The organism is Candidatus Limnocylindrales bacterium, from assembly GCA_035559535.1.
Classification (GTDB): Bacteria; Moduliflexota; Moduliflexia; order Moduliflexales; family JAUQPW01; genus JAUQPW01.
Genome location: DATMBG010000058.1, coordinates 176,468 through 193,755, shown reverse-complemented (window position 1 = coordinate 193,755; position 17,288 = coordinate 176,468). Strand labels below are relative to the sequence as shown.

Here is a 17,288-nt window from a genome sequence, read left to right as displayed (position 1 = left end):
CCCTCAACCAGGAACAATGAGCTAAGGAAATTCATCGTTTATTGTTGTTATACCATTCCCGTGTAGGAAGAGGACGGTTAGAGATCAATCCCCTAGAATCGGCCTTTCCCTTCAGGAAAATTCTCACGGTGAATGGGTCTTTATAATTAATATAAACGGTAAGGTGAACAAATGTAAAGTGAGGAGATAAGAATTAAATTTTTATGGATCAGAGGGGTTCTGTTCTGCCACGGGTACTGTAAAACTAAAAGTGCTTCCTCTTCCCGGCTCGCCATGGACCCAAATTTTGCCGTTATGGGCCTCTATGATCATTTTACAAATGGCCAAACCCAATCCAGTTCCCTTATACTCCGGGGATCTTCCTATTTTAGCCTGTTGATATTTCTCAAAGATGAGCTCCCGGTCTTCTACAGCAACCCCCGGACCTGTATCACGGATGTCTACCTGGATCATTCTCCTTTTTTTAAGTTCCTCCTGTTCTGCGGGCCATTCAATTAACCGGGCCCTTACTTCAATCTGACCCTGTTCCGGTGTAAACTTAACCGCATTGTTGAGAAGATTAACAAGAACCCGTTCTAACTTTTCCGCTTCTCCAAGAACGGGAGGCAGATTTTCTTCTAGATGGTGGGTTAGTACAAGATTCTTTCTCTGGGCAAGAAGATGAATTTCCATGAGGGCTTTCAAAATAAGCTCACAGATATTGACCCCTCGTAATTCTAACTTCATCTGTCGAAATTCCAATTGAGATAGTTCAAGGAAATTGTTGATCAACTCAATGGCCCATTCGCTTGCACCTTGGATATCGAAAAGTACTGCCTTTTGTTCCTCGGTAATACTTCCTGTTACCTCACCCAAAATGGCCTCGGTACCTCCTTTAATAACCGTCATCGGAGATTTAAGATCGTGAACAATCATAGCCAGGAAATCCGCTTCTCGTTCCTGAAGCTTTTTCTCTTCGGTTATATCTAAAATAACAACTGCAGCTCCCAACAGAGCTTGAGATTCATCCCGAACAGCAGATATAACAGTCTGATAGATTCTTTCAGAGATCTGTATCTCCTTTTTGACAATCTCCTTTTTACTTTCTATAAGTAATCCTATGGGACTAAATCCTAGAGTATTCTTTAAAAAAGAACCCTCCACAAATTCAGTATCTACCGGTAATCCCAATATCTTTTTGGCCGAAGGGTTCATGATTTTAATGGTTTCCCGGTTGTCAACCAGAAGAGCTCCGGGGATCATAGAGGTCACCAGAGACTTCAAATCCTTGTTTATCTCTTCTAAACCGGTTACATATCTTTTGAGCTCATCGATCAGGGCAATTTTATCACTGGACATATTTTAATTTTCCGTCATATCAATTCTTCATAAGAATTTCGTGCATTGTTTATTTAATAAAGACTTTTACTCTATCCTTCCCATGGGCGGAATGTAGGTATCTCTTTATTATTATTTACCCTTCTAAGGGCTTATGAATGGCGTAGAGTTATTTGTCAAAACTAAGCAAACAATGGACCGGAACTGATTTATATTAAACTGGATTACTTAGTTATTTCAGAGCTAGAAGCCCCTGTTTTAAGCGTTCAAACCTTTTAGCAACCTTGATGCCAAGACCGTCTTTATCCCCATCATTCCGCATTCACAAAGAATAGGACTGATCCATCAACCAGAGTGAGCTTTTACCAGTCTTCCGTCGTCCAGGTTTTAGACGTTTTTATCTTCATGGTTTGATCACTTACAGGTAACAACCCTTCATCCGAAGAGATCCTGCAAAGATACCAAATCTGGTTGAAAATATATCATTCAAAATCAGAGGATAGAAACCGCACCTACATCCCTTTTACCCCTTAACCAGAGCACACTAGGTACTTAAATTTGAAAGGGTCATTTGCCCTCACCTCAAGCCCCTATACATGCCGGGTTAAGCTGAAAAGACTTGTTAGGGGCGAACGGTTGGTAGCCCCCGATGTAAGTTGGGGATTCATAAATTCAGAATTTTTTAAGCTCCCTAATTGCGTCCTGTTAAACAAGTTGCCCCTAACGGGGCTTAGAGGATGGTTTTATCCCATTTCTCCTGGCGTAAGCCAGGGGCTACCCCTAGGTTGCCCCGCTGGGTAACCTTCTTATTCTGGTACGTATATCTTCGCCCCCCTTTCCCCAGCGTGGGAGAGGGAGTTGGGGGATGAGGACAGGGAATTACACAGAATTAACCTTATAAAATAGATAATTCAAATCCGTAAAAGTTTAACCATTCAAAAACTCGTTTGCTAAATCCATTCGATCTTGTCTGAGAAGGACTTTCTTGACAGAATAGAAGGGATCTGCTATTTAGTATCATGATATATGTACCCTACGTGTAAGCGATGAGCAGTTCGTTGAGAGGAGGCTTTATGGAAAAATTTGCTCGTATTAAACGATTACCCCCCTATGTTTTTAGCATTGTAAATGAGTTAAAAATGGAAGCCAGACGGCAGGGTGAGGATATTGTAGACCTGGGAATGGGTAATCCCGATTTACCGACCCCTAAACATATTGTAGACAAACTTTGTGAGGCAGCCTACAATCCTAAAAATCATAGGTATTCTGCTTCAGCCGGAATTCCCAATTTAAGAAAAGCCATTGCGGACTGGTATGCTCGACGGTATCAAGTCGAACTTGATCCCGATACGGAGGTCGTTACAACCATTGGGGTTAAGGAAGGACTTTCCCATTTGGTTCTTGCCTTGATGGGACGTGGAGACGTTGCTTTTGCCCCCACGCCCACCTATCCCATTCACGCCTATAGCGTTATCATTGCAGGTGGAGATTTAAGGAGTATCCCTTTGACCTCGGGGAGTGATTTTATGGAGAATCTTTTAGAGGCCACCAAGCAGACATGGCCCCTTCCGAAGCTTATTATCGTGAGTTTCCCCCATAACCCGACCACCGTCACGGTTGAGCGGCCTTTCTTTGAGGAGTTAGTAGAATTTGCCAAAGCCCATGATATTATTGTGATCCATGATTTCGCCTATGCAGATCTTGTCTTTGACGGGTATAGAGCTCCGAGTCTGATGGAGGTCCGGGGAGCGAAGGAGGTAGGGGTTGAATTTTTCTCTCTTTCTAAAAGCTATAGCATGGCGGGATGGCGGGTTGGCTTTGCTGTGGGTAATTCGGAGATTATTCAAGTTTTGAAACGTATTAAAAGCTACCTGGATTATGGAGTATTTCAACCCATTCAAATTGCCAGTATTATTGCCCTTAACGGGCCTCAAGATTGTGTTGAAGAAATCGTGCGTACTTACAAAAACCGCAGAGATGTACTGGTAGAGGGATTGAACAAGGCGGGTTGGGCGATCGAAAAACCCAAAGGGACCATGTTTGTTTGGGCTAAAATTCCACCTAAATTTATCCATTTAGGATCCCTGGAATTTGCAAAATTTCTGATCAAAGAAGCAAAAGTGGCCGTCTCTCCAGGGATTGGATTCGGCCAGTACGGAGATGAATATGTAAGATTTGCCCTGGTTGAAAATGAAAAACGAATTCACCAGGCCGTTCGATCCATCAAAAAGATTTTATGAACAGGAAGCAGAGAGTAGAAGCCCGAAATCAGAGGGAAATTGAAAAATCATCACCCAGGGGGTAAATAAACCAGATAAGGGATGTTTTTAACCCGGCTTCTGATTCCTGACGCCTGATCCAGAACTATGAGTAAAGTAGTGGTACTTAAAACCAGACCTGAAACCGTTTTAGAGGATTACGGTCGGCTCATGCGACTGGCCGAATATGAAAAAGCTTTACCAAAAAATAAGGATCTTCTTATCAAATTGAATTTATCCTGGACGAAATACTTCCCGGCCTGCTCTTCGGAGCCCTGGCAAGTTGAAGGGGTCATTAAAACCCTTTTACAGGACGGATATGAGCGAGAAAAACTCCATCCGGTAGAAAACAAAACGGTAGTTACGAATCCTCGACAGGGAGCGCAAAATAATCTATGGTTGCCTATTTTAAGCCGATATGGACTTCCGTTTATTCCCTTGCCGGAAGTAGAATGGGTTATTTACCCGTTTAAAAGTAAACTCCTCAGGCTTCCCCAGATTTTTCCGGAGGGTATTCTGATTCCCAAAATGTTTCCTGGAAAAAGTATTCTTCATCTACCTACCCTGAAAACCCATGGGCATACCATAACTACAGGATCTATCAAAAATGCGTTTGGAGGGCTTTTGAAGGAAGTCCGCCATTACGCCCATGAGTTCATCCACGAAGTCATGGTAGATCTTCTGATCATGCAGCAGGAACTCCATCCTGGAATTTTTACCGTTATGGACGGAACCGTTTGTGGAGATGGTGCAGGGCCCCGAACCATGATCCCAAAAATTAAAAATTATATCCTGGCTGGTAGTGACTCGGTGGCCATCGATGCAGTGGCTGCAAAAATGATGGGATTTAATCCTTTGTCCATCCCTTATATTCAAATGTGCCATGAGCGAGGCTTAGGAGTGGGAGATCCTCGGGAAATTCAGGTGATAGGAGAAGATATCTCCCAGGTTAATTTCGGTTTTCAAACCCGTCGCAGTCTGGTTATCTGGGGGGATCAAATGCTTCGAAGGGGAGGACTCCGGTTCCTTAAAAAGATTGCCCTGCACTCCCCTCTTTGGGTTTGGGCCCCTATAGCCTCTAATATTTATCATGATTTTCTCTGGTATCCGACTATCGGTAAAAGACGAATTAACCATTTTATGAAAACCGAGTGGGGCCAGCTCTTTCGGAAATATCAAGTTTAAGAAGTAGGGGAAGGATAGGAGAATAGGAAAGTATGAAAAGTCCTTGCAAGCTCCCATATCCTCTCCCCATACTTCCTAACCCATGATCCAGATCGATGGTTCCCAGGGTGAAGGGGGTGGACAGATCTTACGAACCTCCCTGGCTTTGTCGGCCCTATTGAAAAAACCCTTTGAGATCATAAATATCCGGGCCAATCGAAAGCCACCGGGATTAAAAGCCCAACACCTAGCGGGAGTAAAAGCTACCGCAGCTTTTACAAAGGCCTCTGTAACCGGAGCCGAGTTAAAGTCCCAGAGACTCCAATTTATTCCAGGAGAGATTCAAGGGGGGAGCTATACCTTTGATGTGGCTGAGGAGACTTCCAGTGCAGGTTCCATAACGCTTCTCCTCCAGACAATCTATCCACCCTTGCTTTTTTCTCCTATAGGGGCTAAACTAATTCTGAAAGGAGGAACCCACGTCGAATGGAGTCCTCCCTTTGACTATTTTCAGGAAGTATTTTTGCCGACTCTGGCCCAGATGGGTAGTCAGGCCACCTTCCAGATTAACCGATGGGGTTGGTACCCTATTGGCGGCGGGGTGGTTACCGGGGAGATTAAGCCGGTAAAAAAGTTAAAAAGTTTTCAACGCCTCTCAAGAGGGAACCTGAAACGGCTTCGAGGATCTCTAATTTTATCCAATCTTCCCTCTTCCATCTTGGAAAGGCAAAAGAAGCGATTTCAAGAAAAGTTTCAAACCCTGGATTTAGAACCTGAAATCGAAATGCAACATGTTCCCAGTTTGGGTAAAGGATGTGCAGTTTTTTTATTGGCCGAGTTTGAGGGAGGGTGTGCAGGTTTTTCTTCACTGGGGGCTTTGGGAAAACCTGCCGAGAAGATGGTAGATGAAGTTTATGAAGCTTTTAAAAATTATTATGAGACGCAAGGATGTCTAGATGAACACCTGGCCGATCAGGTTCTTTTATTTATGGCTCTGGCAGAAGGTACCTCAGCATTTACAACTTCTCGTCTAACCCAACATCTTTTTACCAATGTCGCGGTCATCCAAAAATTTCTTCCGGTTCAGTTTCAAATTCAGGAAGAAAAAGGAAAATACGGTAAAGTAACCGTAACCGGAGTTGGTTTTGAAAGTTCAGGTACGTAAAGCGAAGTGCTATTCCGTTTTAAAATAAAACCCCTATAACACTTCGTTTTACCTGATCAGATCTGAATCAATAAAAATGGCCATCTTAGAGATTAAAGAATATCCAGATCCTATTTTGAAACAAAAAGCCAAACCTGTTGAACAAATCGATGATTCTATTCGGCGTCTGTTGGATGATATGGTTGAAACCATGTATGCGGCGCCGGGAGTTGGTTTAGCCGCTCCTCAAGTCGGAGTCTCGCTTCGGGTTATTGTGGTGGATGCCAGCCCAAAGGATGAAGGGGCAAAGTTGATGAAGCTCATTAACCCGGTTATAACCCACTCAGAGGGTTCGACTTCCGATGAGGAGGGATGTTTAAGCATTCCCGAAATATCCGGTGAAGTCGTCCGGGCTAAAAAAATCTCCGTAGAAGCCTTAGATGAAAATGGAAAGCCGGTTAGCTTTACCACCGATACTTTCCTGGCCCGGGTCATCCAACATGAAATCGATCATTTGAACGGTATTTTGTTTATAGATCGGCTCAGCCGTCTTAAACAAGATCTCATTAAAAGAAAGCTTAAAAAGCGTGCCAAAAAGGAAGAACCTAAGAAATTGTAAATAAAGTTAACAAATTTATGGATAAAAATTTAGAAAGATACTCTCGCCAGATCTTCTTCCCGGGAATCGGAGAAGAAGGTCAGCGAAAGCTCCTGAAGAGTTATGCGGTCGTCATCGGCTGCGGTGCTTTAGGAACGGTTATAGCCAGTTCCCTGGCCAGGGCCGGAGTGGGAAGGCTAAAAATTGTAGATCGGGATTTTGTGGAAGAGAATAATCTCCAACGTCAAATTCTGTTTGATGAAGAAGATGTTCGAGAAAATCTTCCTAAAGCTGTGGCTGCTCAAAGAAAACTGGAGAAAATCAACTCCCATATCCAAATCGAGTCTCTGGTAACCGACGTTAACCCCACAAATATCGAAAGTATCCTGGAAGGTGCGGACCTGGTTATGGATGGGACCGATAACTTCGAAACCCGCTACCTGATCAACGATGCCTGTGTAAAGCATAAAATTCCCTGGATTTATGGAGCTTGTGTAAGTAGTTATGGTCTTTCCATGACGATTATTCCCTATGAGACTCCTTGTCTGCGTTGTGTGCTGGAAACAGCTCCCCCGGCAGGAGCTACCCCGACGTGTGATACAGCCGGAGTTATTGCACCGATTGTAAATGTCATTGCTTCGATTCAGGTTACGGAAGGGTTAAAAATTCTAACCCAAAACTGGAAAGCCTTACGGAAAGAAATCGTCATGGTTGATATCTGGGAGGGGAGTTTTACAAAGGTCGACATTTCTCATTCAAGGGAAGCCGCCAACTGTCCCACCTGTAAGCAAGGTAACTTTGAATTCCTGGAAGGAAAAGAAGGTTCCTATATGACGGTTCTCTGCGGTCGTGATGCGGTACAAATTAGCCATAAAACCCCTGTACAGATTCAGTTTGAAAGTCTGGCTCAAAAACTTCAATCTCTGGGTGAGGTCAGCTATAATGCTTACATCCTCAAATTTAAAGTTAACGGATTCGAAATGACCCTATTTCCTGATGGCCGAAGCATTATCAAAGGGGTCAAAGACCCGCTCGTCGCAAAAGGACTTTATGCCAGGTACATCGGGATATAATAAGAGCAGGAAGGCATGGAAGTATGAAAATAAAGCGTGAGAACCTCTCTGCTTTCCTACCTTTATTTCCTCCTATTCTCAGACATCTATACTATGTCCAAAGCTCGGGTACATCTTTATATTGAAGGATACGTTCAGGGTGTTGGTTATCGGGCCAGTGCCCTCCACAAAGCCCGGAGTTTAGGTTTAACCGGCTGGGTTAGAAACCTTCGAGATGGACGTGTAGAAGCTGTAGCTGAAGGGGAAGAAGAGGCTATTGCTCAATTTATAAAATGGTGCCAAAAAGGCCCTCCGGGATCTGTGGTGGAGCGGATTAATGTGCAAAATGAGAAATATACCGGAGAGTTTAAACAGTTTGATATTACCTTTTGATTACAAAAATCCATTTCAGACTTGAATAATTGTCTATTTCGCTGCTTTGCTATTTTTACCTTTTACCTTTTACCCTTTACCTTTTGCCTTTCGGCTAAAGGCCAGATAGATAACTCCTCGCCCAAACCTTCCTTAACCCAGGAAAAGGAAACCGGGTCTCCTTTCAAGAATGAAAAGGGACCCGGGGAGTTAAGTTCTCCTCGGCCTAAAATAGGTCTTGCCCTAAGTGGGGGAGGGGCCCGGGGTTTTGCCCATATCGGGGTTTTAAAAGTATTAGAGGAAGTAGGAATTCCCATAGATCGAATTGCAGGAACCAGTATGGGGAGTGTCATGGGAGGTCTATACGCCCTGGGATACTCACCGGAAGAACTTGCCCGCCTGGCGGTGACCATGAATTGGCAAGATGCCTTCCGTGATAACCCGCCCCGAAAAACCCTTTTTTTCGAGCAGAAAAAAGAGGTCTCCAAATACCTTCTGGAGATCGGATTTAAAGGATATAAGCTCCAGATCCCCAGTGGTTTATCTGCTGGACAGAAGCTCTCTAACCTCCTGGCCCTTTTGACTATCCCCGCTGCGGGTATTACAAATTTCGACGACCTTAAAATCCCCTACCGGGCCGTTGCCACCGATATTGTCACCGGTGCTGAAGTTCTTCTGGACGGGAGTCAGCTATCGCTGCCAGAAGCGATGCGGGCGAGTATTGCGGTTCCCCTGGTTTTTACCCCGGTAGAATGGGGAGATAAACTCCTGGTAGACGGCGGACTTGTCAAAAACGTTCCGGTGGATGTGGTTAAAAATATGGGCGCAGATAAGGTCATTGCCGTGAATGTCTCGACACCCCTGAGAAAAAAAGAAGATCTCCAATCTTTCTTTGCAATTATCGATCAAGCCATTTCTTTGCAAATAGCCCATTCGACAGAACAACAATTAGCCCTTGCAGATATTGTGATCACCCCAGATCTGAAGGATTATTCTGCGTCTGATTTCACCAAAGCTCGTCTGTTAATTGAAAAAGGCGAAGAAGCCGCCAGAAAGGAAATCCAACGGCTGCGGGACCTGGCAGACTCCTTAAAAAAGTACCAGTCTAATCAGCCCCCACCTACCCAATCCACCAGAATAAAAACCGGACCTAGAAGCGAAATCAAAATTGAAGAGGTAAGAATCGAAGGCGATGTCAAAATCAAAGAGTTGCAATTAATGAAAACCCTGGAGATCCAAAAAGGAGAGACGTTATCGCTTACGGAATTACAGGAGAAAATCAGGAGAATCTTTGGGTTCGGTTTTTTTGAATCGGTTAAGGTGAATGTGGAGGAAGGAAAAAGTGGGGGAAAAATTTTAGAACTCAAGATCAATGAAAGAGAACCGAACCTGCTGCGATTCGGATTTCGTTACGACGATAAATATAAGGGAGTAGGAATTGCAGATCTAAGCTTTAACCGATTTGGTGGAACTAGTTCTAAATTATCTACAGAAGTCCAATTTGGGAGCATTTTCAATTTTCAGAGTTCGTATTTCCGATATGGGCTGTTTAACTCTGGATTTTTTATCAATCCTCGAATCTTTTATAAAGATGATTTTCAGCTTATTTTTGAAAATCAAAGGCGTCTGGGTCAATTTACAGATCGGGCTAAAGGGTTTGAATTTGTAGCCGGAAACATCTTCAAAAACCTGGGAGAGATTACTTCTCGATATCAATGGAAGCGAGAAGACTTTACCGTAGATGTAGGAGGTCCAGACCTTCCGGAATTCCGAGAGAATGTAGCGATGATTTCTCTAAGTTCCCAGGCAGATACACTGGATCAATTCCCTTTCCCGAATTCTGGAAGTATCTTCCATCTTATCTACGACTTTGCAAATAAATCCTTGGGTGGTGACCCGAATTTCCATCGGCTTTCTTTTAATTATTCCAAGTTTTTTTCTCCTTTCCCTAAAAACCATTTCTCGGTAGGAGTCCAATTAGGGACCTCCTTCGGTACCGATCTTCCCACCTATGAGGATTATCTTTTTGGCGGACCTGATTCCTTTATGGGGTATGAGCGGGAAGAACTTCGGGGGGATCAAATCGCTATTCTGAGACTTGGCTACCGTTATAAATTACTCGATCTCCCTCTGGGGCTGGGAAGAGGTGCTTATGCAACTCTGGTTTTTAACACCGGAAATGTTTGGGACTCCCTGGACGATTTAGAGAATAATCTCAGGCTCCGTTACGGAGGAAGTTTCGGTTTTGCACTGGATACCATAATTGGTCCGATTTATCTGGATTTCGGGATTGGAGATGAGGGAAGACGGCAGGTTTACTTCTCGGCAGGATTCCCGTTCTAAACGTTTGGACTCTTTGACTGAGGGAACAGAGAAAAAATATTTACTTACTCAAAGGGGGAAGTGTAGAAGTATGGAAGTGTGGGAGTATGGGAGTGTGGAAGTGCGGAAGTAAGAAGTGTGGAAGTGTCGAAGTGCGGGAAAATTTACTCCCATACCCCCATACTCCCATACTTCTACCTTATTCAAGGAGATAGATCAAAATGATTACAAGATCCCGTATAGCCAGGCGGATGGATCATATTCCCTTTCAAGCTATCCGTTCGGTGGGCGAAGAAGTAGCTAAATTAGAGAAGCAGGGGAAGCAGGTTATTCACATGGAAATAGGAAGACCGGATTTTGATACCCCGGTTCACATTAAGCAGGCCGCCAAGGATGCCCTGGATCAGGGCTGGGTTCATTATACCTCCAATTATGGAATTCCCGAATTACGGGAGGCCATTGCGGAAAAACTTCGGGTAGACAACGGCCTGGAGGTAGATCCGAATACCGAGATAATCGTTACAGTCGGGACCATCGAGGGAATTCTCATGGCTTTATGGGCTACCCTGGATCCTGGAGATGAGATTCTTATCCCAGATCCGGCCTGGACCAGTTATCAGCATTGTATCAGGCTGGTTGGAGCAAATCCGATTTCCATTCCCCTGACCGAAGAGCATGGATTTAAACCGCGGATAGAGGATATGGAGGCTCTTGTAACCCCCAGAACCAAGGCCATGCTGATCACCAGTCCCCACAATCCTACAGGGGTCGTTTTGAGCAAAGAAGAGTTGGAGCAGCTTGCCGATTTTGCCCGGCAAAAAGACCTCCTGGTATTATCCGATGAAATTTATGAGAAACTGGTCTATGAAGGAACCAGGCACTATAGTATCGGGAGTTTTCCCGGTATGAAAGAACGAACCATCACCATCAACGGTTTTTCTAAAGCTTATTCCATGACCGGCTGGCGGTTAGGTTATGTCGCTGCCCCCAAGGAATTGATCGGAGCCATGATCCGGGTTCATCAATATTGTACCGTCTGTGCTACCTCCTTCGCCCAGAAGGGTGCCGTCCAGGCACTACGAGGCCCCCAGGAACCTATGTATGCCATGGTCAAGGAGTTTGATCGGAGACGGCTGATGGTCCTGGAGTATCTCAGTCAGATTCCAGAAATAACCTGTGTTCGCCCCCAGGGAGCTTTTTACGTGTTTCCTTCGATTAAAAGCTACGGCGTTCCATCGGCAGACCTGGCTAAATACCTCTTATATGAGGCCCATGTGGCCTTAACTGCCGGAACTTTCTTTGGTACTTACGGAGAAGGTTATATCCGAATTTCCTATGCCAATTCCTATGAAAACATAGAAACAGGAATGCAGCGTATGGTGGAGGCTCTGAAGAAGTTTAAGAGAACAAACAAACCCTAAGTCACGAAAACCTCAAGAATGCTTTACTTCCTGTTTTCTGTGGTTCAATACTTGTGGAAGCGTTTGGGGTTCTTCGTGGTTAAATAGACCCATGAAAGAAAAAATCAGCAAGAAGGCTGAGGAGATTAAAAGTTTTTTGACGGAGTTTCGTCGGGATTTGCATCAATACCCGGAGTTATCTTTTGAAGAAGTCCGCACATCGGAAAAAATTGCCCGGGCTTTAAGAGATATGGGACTGGAAGTTCAGACAGGAGTGGGTAAAACAGGGGTAGTGGCTTTACTCAAAGGAAATTCAGAAGATAAAGTCATTGGACTTCGGGGAGATATGGATGCCCTTCCGGTCGAAGAAAGGAACCAAACTTCCTATACCTCTAAGCATAAGGGCGTCATGCACGCCTGTGGACATGATGGCCATTCTACCATTATCCTGGGAGCTGCCCGGGTTCTTCATAGCCTGCGGAATGAGATTCCTGGAAACGTTAAATTTATCTTTCAACCTGCCGAGGAAGCCGGTGGGAAAGGAGCTGCAGGGATGATTCAAGACGGGGTTTTGACAAACCCAAAAGTTTCGGCCATCCTGGGAGTCCATATGTGGCCGGCCCCTATCCGATTAGGCCAGATTGGATTGAATTACGGCCCTTCCATGGCTGCCTCAGACTCCTTTTCTCTCAAGATTATCGGTAAGGGAGGTCATGCCGCCCTGCCCCATATGACCATTGATCCCATTGTCATTGCTTCCCAGATTATCAATATGATTCAACTTATCGCCAGTCGCATGACCGATCCCCTGGATCCGGTCGTGGTTAGCATTGGGCTTGTTCACGGAGGTACCCGACACAATATTATTGCCAATGAAGTGGAACTCCGGGGAACCGTTCGAACCCTTTTACCGGAAACCCGGACCTATGTCAGAGAAAGAATCGAAAGGATTGTGAAAGGCGTAACAGAGGCGCTGGGAGCCACATATGAGTTTACCTATCTCCTTGGCGTAGCCCCTACCCTTAACGAACCGGCTCTGACCCAACTGGTCGAAGAAGCTTCCCGTGAAATCTTGGGAGATGATCAGGTATTACGTCTTCCCCATCCGCATATGACGGGAGAAGACTTTGGGGCCTTTTGTCAGACCATTCCGGGAACTTTTATCAAAATCGGAGTTCACAACCCTGAAAAAGGACATATCCATCCCCTTCATTCTCCCTACTTTGATTTCGACGAGGAAGCCCTGGTTACCGGAGTTAAAACCGTAGCCTATGCAGCGGTGAAGTATCTGAGTCAAGACCGATTTTAAAGCCGGAACAGGAATTCCTGCGGGACTATGGAACTCCTAAATTCATTATTTCCCTTTACCCGTCTCATGGGTAAATCCGATATTTTGAACAATGCCCTTATCATCTAAAAAAACCATGAGTCGATCCTCTTTTTCAGAAACTCGACGGGTTCCCAGGTCTACCAGGGTTCCTAAACCGGGAACATCCCTCCGGAGAATAACTCCTACCGCCTGACCTGCATGCAAGTCGAGCTTTTCTGAATACCTGTAGATAAATATTTCTTCCCCTCGGGGAGAATATAAAATCTCGTCAGGAGCCCCAAATTGTTCAAGAATATCCGTTTTGGTTGTAATCCCTTTCTGGATTTTTACGACCGAATCCTTTGGAATGGGTTTACCCTTTGTAGATACACACCCGGACAGAAGAAACACAAGCAGGGTTAAAACGCTCAGCCTGTAAAACGTTGGAAAGAGATTAAAACGCATAAAAGGCCTCCTTCCTCATTTTTATTCAGGATCAAAATAACGCCGATGCCATTCTGGACCGGTCCAGGAGGTGATTTTTTCAGGAGTGATTCGAATCATGGCCCGAGGTCTGTTAAGGGTTTTTTCAATATACTTGGGACCTTCCACCTCCCCCCGGTAACGTCGGGCCATCCGGTATCCCATTTCGACCCAGTCCTTGTCGATGATCTCCGCTTTTCCCTCTATGAGAACACGGGTATGGGGCGGGGTAGGGGTATCTATACAAACTGCAACCCGGGGATCTTTCCGAATATTATGGACGAATTGAGCCCGAGCCCTCCCGATAATATAGATATACTGCCCATCATACTCATACCAAACAGGGTTTACGTACGGCGCACCGTCCTCTTTAAGGGTCGCTAATTTTGCAATCAGGTTTCCCTTCATTAAAAACTCATTAAGCTGTTCTTTTGTTAAAGCCGGCATGATGTTCCCCCGTTTAAAACAAATTTCGTTAAAATCGACTAAAACCCTTAAGTTTATTAACAAAATAACAGGATATCCCGCCCGAGAAATAAAGTCAATCAAATTATCAGGGAACCTATAAGGAAAGAAATTTACAAGAAACCCAGAGGACTCAAACAGGAAAAGATTTACCCAGGAGAGAAAAAATAACCCCCTCTATAGAGGGGGCGGAAAAGGAATTTAGCGAGAATACTCTCTACTTTTTTTCAGCTTCCGTTTCCGCTTGAGCTGTCTTTTTACCGAAGCCGGTACAAAATACTGACTCTCTTTGTATTCCCGGAGAATGAATCCGGATCGTCTTTTAAATTCCTGTAATGCTTTAGGGAAACTCCCGTTTACTTTAATGTATATATTAGCCACGATAATCCTTTCATAGAATTTAATTCCTTGCCGTCAACCCATTTTTAGGTTGAAATAAATCGGCAAAGGAATAAATATTACCTGAAATGACCTAACCCTCCTTGCTAACTAGTGTAGCCTAATTTACTAATATACTACCTTTTTGAAAGGTATGCTAGCTTTTTTTAATTCTAGGGAGGTAGCCCTTTTAACCCGGCATAACATTTTCTTCTGTAGATCATTGCGAGCAACGACAGGAGCGAAACAATCCAGGAGATCTTTCCAGAACCTGAAAGATTACTTCGTCGCTCTCGTTCTTCGCAATAATGGCTTACAGAAAATCTTGTTATGCAGAGATAAGGTACCCCACCTTTCATCATATATAATATATATTTTGTAAAATGTAAAGAAGGGAATTTATATTTTACAATTTACTTTTTATACGTTCACACATGGGCCTTAATCCTTTAACTTTAGTGATTATTAAAGGGGGTTTAGAGCAAATTGCCGAGGAAATGGACACGTGGTTTGAGCGATTTGCTTTTTCTCCGGCTATTTCCGAAAGCCAAAATCGTGCCTCTGGACTCTATGCGGGAAGTTCTGGGGATTTACTGGTTCAGGGGAGCCGGGGATATCCGCTTTATACCGGAGCACTTGAAACCACAATCCAGCAACTTTTAGAGCAAGAAACTTCCATAGCCGAAGGGGATATCTACCTCTGCAACGATCCCTACAGTGGTAGCCTCAGCCTAAATCACATCGCCCTGATCAAACCTTATTTTTATCAAGGGCATCGTTTTGCCTTTTTGGCCAACATAGGTCAGCACCTGGATATGGGGAGTCGAAGCCCCACCGGGTTCTCTCCCCGAGTCCAGGATATTTATCAGGAAGGAGTTCGATTCCCATTGGTAAAATTTGGTTCAGAAGATCAACCCGACTCCAATATTTTGAAAATTCTTCTGGGGAATAGTCGATTTCCCAAAATCCTTTTGGGAGATCTCCAGGCTCAAATCCAGGCACTTCAGATGGGAACTCAACGCTTAACCCGACTTTTAGATCGGTATGGTTTGAAGGCCGTTCAGGAAAGTATCCTGGAACTCCAACGCCGGAGCGAGTTAGAGATGCGGCGATATCTCCAGGATATTCCCAAGGGGGTTTACACATTCTCGGATTATCTGGATAGAGATCAACCCGACGGTAAACCTCTGAAAATCTCCTTGAAGTTCCAGGTAACAGACGTAGGGGCCTGCCTGGATTTCTCCGAAAGTGACCCTCCATCCGATGGACCTTTCAACAGCACGCTACCTACGACTCTGTCTTCTTGCTATCTCGCCCTAAAACATATTTATCCGGACATCCCGCTGAGTGCCGGAAGTTTTAAGCCTTTCCAGTTTATCGTTCCAAAGGAGACCTTTCTCAATGCTCCTTTTCCAAAGCCGGTATCTGCTTCGGTCCTGGAAATATCCCAGCGAATTATAGATGTCATTTTTGGAGTTTTTCATCAAGCTGCTCCGGGTCGGGCCATAGCCGGATCTTTCTCCACTGGGACCAGTTTTTCTTTGTATGGTCAAGACCCCGTCCACGGAAGCTACAAATTCACGGGATCCCTGCATGGCGGATATGGCGGCAGTAACCAGGCCGACGGGTTGACCAACGGCTCACCCCTGGTAGGCCTTCACCGTCTCCCCTCTCTGGAAGTTCTGGAGACCCGATATCCCTTTCTGTTTCAAGAATATAAAATCCGGGAAGGTTCTGCCGGAGCCGGGCGATTTCGAGGGGGTTTTGGAGTAGTTTGCACGTTTACCCTACGGCGAGGTCAGGCCTTCTTTTCCATTCTGGGAGGTAGAGGAGTCAGTCGCCCCTTCGGGGCAGCCAATGGTTGGAGTGGGTCCGGCAGTCGGTACGTCCTCCAGATTCGAGGAACCCACTATATATACGGGTTAGAAGCCTCTGAAGGTAAAGTCCCTCCCGTTTTGAGCAAATTTGCCACACCTTCTGTGATTTATCTTATCTCTGAAGAGGATATACCCCTACAAGCCGGAGATATAATCCATCTGGAAACTCCAGGAGGCGGCGGTTATGGAAGTCCTTTTGTTCGATCCATCCGGTTGATCATACGGGACGTCAAAGGGGGCTATATCACCCGAGAACAAGCCATGCGGGAGTATGGGGTGTTTTTTCAAAAGGACTCTCTGGAACTGGATGTAAGTAAAACTTCCCAGATGCGGCATTATTTTTTAGCCTTTGAAGAAAATGTTTAAAGAAGGTAAAGAATTTCTCAGGTCTCTTAAAACAAAAGACATAACCTACGAAGAATATCTTGAAATGCCGGAAATAAAACAGAGATACAAAATCCTCCCACCCTCTAACATCCGAGCGGATGCTGAAAAAAAGCTCAAGGATTATGCCTGGATAGATGTTCGAGAATGTTGGCTGGTATCTTCCGAGGCCAGGACTCTAGAAATCTTGAAACTCTCATTCAATGGATGGGAACGGTTGGGATTATAGGGAACCGGAGACAGGATTACGTCGGAAGTACTTCCGGGACTTTGCTTGAAGGTTGACGAAGCCATCGAATAAACTTAAGAATCCTTAATCCAGGTCAACCCCCCCACTGATAACCGGAAGAAAGTGAATCTCACTGTGTTCCTGTACGGGATACCACAATCCCTGAATACCCATTTCTCCATCTATGACCACTGTAACATGAGGAGTAATCCGGCCTTCTTCCCAAAGGCGATTTTTCAGACCGGGATAAGCCTTATCCAGATTGTCCAGTACTTCTCCCAAGGTAGAGCCGGATACGGTCACTTTTTCCACTCCATGGGTGAGCGACCGCATGAGCGAGGGAATCCATACTGTAGCCATTTCTTTCTACGAATTTGTAATCAAACGAGTAATCTATCCTGGCGAGCCTCTGAATACTTCACAGGTTCTGTCCAAGGGTTCCTCGCCAGGATAGATTACCTTATGAAAGGCAGATTAACCGTAGAGGTCAGAAACCGGGGTTCAGAATATTCAGACTTCTGACCCCGGCTTCTGAC

The 17,288-nt window shown here is 44.8% G+C and carries 15 protein-coding genes; 11 read left to right on the top strand and 4 right to left on the bottom strand.

From position 1 onward, the window contains the following. Positions 1 to 201: 201 nt before the first annotated feature. Positions 202 to 1,338 carry a HAMP domain-containing sensor histidine kinase gene (locus VNM22_22455; protein ID HWP49933.1) on the bottom strand — a complete coding sequence of 379 codons (1,137 nt, stop codon included), beginning with the start codon at positions 1,336 to 1,338 and terminating at the stop codon, positions 202 to 204. Between the two features lie 1,052 nt (positions 1,339 to 2,390). On the opposite strand from VNM22_22455, the gene VNM22_22450 reads away from it, so the two are divergent. The 9 genes from VNM22_22450 (at position 2,391) to VNM22_22410 (ending at position 12,936) form a co-directional block, all read left to right on the top strand. Then, entirely contained in the window at positions 2,391 to 3,557 is a 1,167-nt protein-coding gene (locus tag VNM22_22450; protein HWP49932.1) for an aminotransferase class I/II-fold pyridoxal phosphate-dependent enzyme, read from the top strand. A gap of 126 nt (positions 3,558 to 3,683) precedes the next feature. Beyond that, positions 3,684 to 4,760, top strand: a complete 1,077-nt coding sequence (locus VNM22_22445) for a DUF362 domain-containing protein (GenBank protein HWP49931.1) — start codon at positions 3,684 to 3,686, stop codon at positions 4,758 to 4,760. Positions 4,761 to 4,842: 82 nt separating this feature from the next. After that, positions 4,843 to 5,904, top strand: a complete 1,062-nt coding sequence (gene rtcA, locus VNM22_22440; GenBank protein ID HWP49930.1) for an RNA 3'-terminal phosphate cyclase — start codon at positions 4,843 to 4,845, stop codon at positions 5,902 to 5,904. A 76-nt stretch (positions 5,905 to 5,980) separates the two neighbouring features. Continuing rightward, positions 5,981 to 6,502, top strand: a complete 522-nt coding sequence (gene def, locus VNM22_22435; GenBank protein ID HWP49929.1) for a peptide deformylase — start codon at positions 5,981 to 5,983, stop codon at positions 6,500 to 6,502. 17 nt (positions 6,503 to 6,519) lie between these two features. After that, positions 6,520 to 7,554, top strand: a complete 1,035-nt coding sequence (locus VNM22_22430; GenBank protein ID HWP49928.1) for a ThiF family adenylyltransferase — start codon at positions 6,520 to 6,522, stop codon at positions 7,552 to 7,554. 93 nt (positions 7,555 to 7,647) lie between these two features. Then, on the top strand, positions 7,648 to 7,926 hold the full coding sequence (locus VNM22_22425) for an acylphosphatase (protein ID HWP49927.1): 279 nt from the start codon (positions 7,648 to 7,650) through the stop codon (positions 7,924 to 7,926). A 21-nt stretch (positions 7,927 to 7,947) separates the two neighbouring features. After that, positions 7,948 to 10,248: a patatin-like phospholipase family protein gene (locus VNM22_22420; GenBank protein HWP49926.1), complete on the top strand. Its 2,301-nt coding sequence runs from the start codon at positions 7,948 to 7,950 to the stop codon at positions 10,246 to 10,248. Positions 10,249 to 10,448: 200 nt separating this feature from the next. Then, positions 10,449 to 11,648, top strand: coding sequence for a pyridoxal phosphate-dependent aminotransferase (locus VNM22_22415; protein HWP49925.1), 1,200 nt, complete (start codon positions 10,449 to 10,451; stop codon positions 11,646 to 11,648). Positions 11,649 to 11,739: 91 nt separating this feature from the next. Further along, entirely contained in the window at positions 11,740 to 12,936 is a 1,197-nt protein-coding gene (locus VNM22_22410; GenBank protein HWP49924.1) for an amidohydrolase, read from the top strand. Between the two features lie 45 nt (positions 12,937 to 12,981). On the opposite strand, the gene VNM22_22405 is transcribed toward VNM22_22410, so the two are convergent. Then, positions 12,982 to 13,401, bottom strand: a complete 420-nt coding sequence (locus tag VNM22_22405; protein HWP49923.1) for a hypothetical protein — start codon at positions 13,399 to 13,401, stop codon at positions 12,982 to 12,984. A gap of 21 nt (positions 13,402 to 13,422) precedes the next feature. After that, positions 13,423 to 13,866, bottom strand: coding sequence for a PPOX class F420-dependent oxidoreductase (locus tag VNM22_22400; protein HWP49922.1), 444 nt, complete (start codon positions 13,864 to 13,866; stop codon positions 13,423 to 13,425). 830 nt (positions 13,867 to 14,696) lie between these two features. Here VNM22_22400 and VNM22_22395 point away from each other — a divergent pair. Together VNM22_22395 and VNM22_22390 are read left to right on the top strand one after the other, a co-directional pair. Further along, a complete protein-coding gene (locus VNM22_22395) occupies positions 14,697 to 16,505 on the top strand; it encodes a hydantoinase B/oxoprolinase family protein (GenBank protein HWP49921.1) in 1,809 nt (602 codons plus the stop codon). After that, the gene (locus VNM22_22390) at positions 16,498 to 16,752 is read left to right on the top strand and encodes a hypothetical protein (GenBank protein ID HWP49920.1); all 255 of its coding nucleotides are present in this window, start codon (positions 16,498 to 16,500) and stop codon (positions 16,750 to 16,752) included. Before VNM22_22395 ends, VNM22_22390 begins: the two co-directional genes overlap by 8 nt. An 84-nt stretch (positions 16,753 to 16,836) precedes the next feature. Here VNM22_22390 and VNM22_22385 read toward each other — a convergent pair whose 3' ends face one another. Next, positions 16,837 to 17,112, bottom strand: coding sequence for a MoaD/ThiS family protein (locus VNM22_22385; protein ID HWP49919.1), 276 nt, complete (start codon positions 17,110 to 17,112; stop codon positions 16,837 to 16,839). Positions 17,113 to 17,288 lie beyond the last annotated feature (176 nt).

What these genes read in the sequence shown, in the direction of transcription:
- VNM22_22410 (HWP49924.1), top strand. Translation starts at nt 11,740, where the DNA reads ATGAAAGAAAAAATCAGCAAGAAGGCTGAGGAGATTAAAAGTTTTTTG.
- VNM22_22455 (HWP49933.1), bottom strand. Translation starts at nt 1,338, where the DNA reads ATGTCCAGTGATAAAATTGCCCTGATCGATGAGCTCAAAAGATATGTA.
- rtcA (HWP49930.1), top strand. Translation starts at nt 4,843, where the DNA reads ATGATCCAGATCGATGGTTCCCAGGGTGAAGGGGGTGGACAGATCTTA.
- def (HWP49929.1), top strand. Translation starts at nt 5,981, where the DNA reads ATGGCCATCTTAGAGATTAAAGAATATCCAGATCCTATTTTGAAACAA.
- VNM22_22450 (HWP49932.1), top strand. Translation starts at nt 2,391, where the DNA reads ATGGAAAAATTTGCTCGTATTAAACGATTACCCCCCTATGTTTTTAGC.
- VNM22_22400 (HWP49922.1), bottom strand. Translation starts at nt 13,866, where the DNA reads ATGCCGGCTTTAACAAAAGAACAGCTTAATGAGTTTTTAATGAAGGGA.
- VNM22_22395 (HWP49921.1), top strand. Translation starts at nt 14,697, where the DNA reads ATGGGCCTTAATCCTTTAACTTTAGTGATTATTAAAGGGGGTTTAGAG.
- VNM22_22405 (HWP49923.1), bottom strand. Translation starts at nt 13,401, where the DNA reads ATGCGTTTTAATCTCTTTCCAACGTTTTACAGGCTGAGCGTTTTAACC.
- VNM22_22445 (HWP49931.1), top strand. Translation starts at nt 3,684, where the DNA reads ATGAGTAAAGTAGTGGTACTTAAAACCAGACCTGAAACCGTTTTAGAG.
- VNM22_22385 (HWP49919.1), bottom strand. Translation starts at nt 17,112, where the DNA reads ATGGCTACAGTATGGATTCCCTCGCTCATGCGGTCGCTCACCCATGGA.
- VNM22_22430 (HWP49928.1), top strand. Translation starts at nt 6,520, where the DNA reads ATGGATAAAAATTTAGAAAGATACTCTCGCCAGATCTTCTTCCCGGGA.
- VNM22_22425 (HWP49927.1), top strand. Translation starts at nt 7,648, where the DNA reads ATGTCCAAAGCTCGGGTACATCTTTATATTGAAGGATACGTTCAGGGT.
- VNM22_22415 (HWP49925.1), top strand. Translation starts at nt 10,449, where the DNA reads ATGATTACAAGATCCCGTATAGCCAGGCGGATGGATCATATTCCCTTT.
- VNM22_22390 (HWP49920.1), top strand. Translation starts at nt 16,498, where the DNA reads ATGTTTAAAGAAGGTAAAGAATTTCTCAGGTCTCTTAAAACAAAAGAC.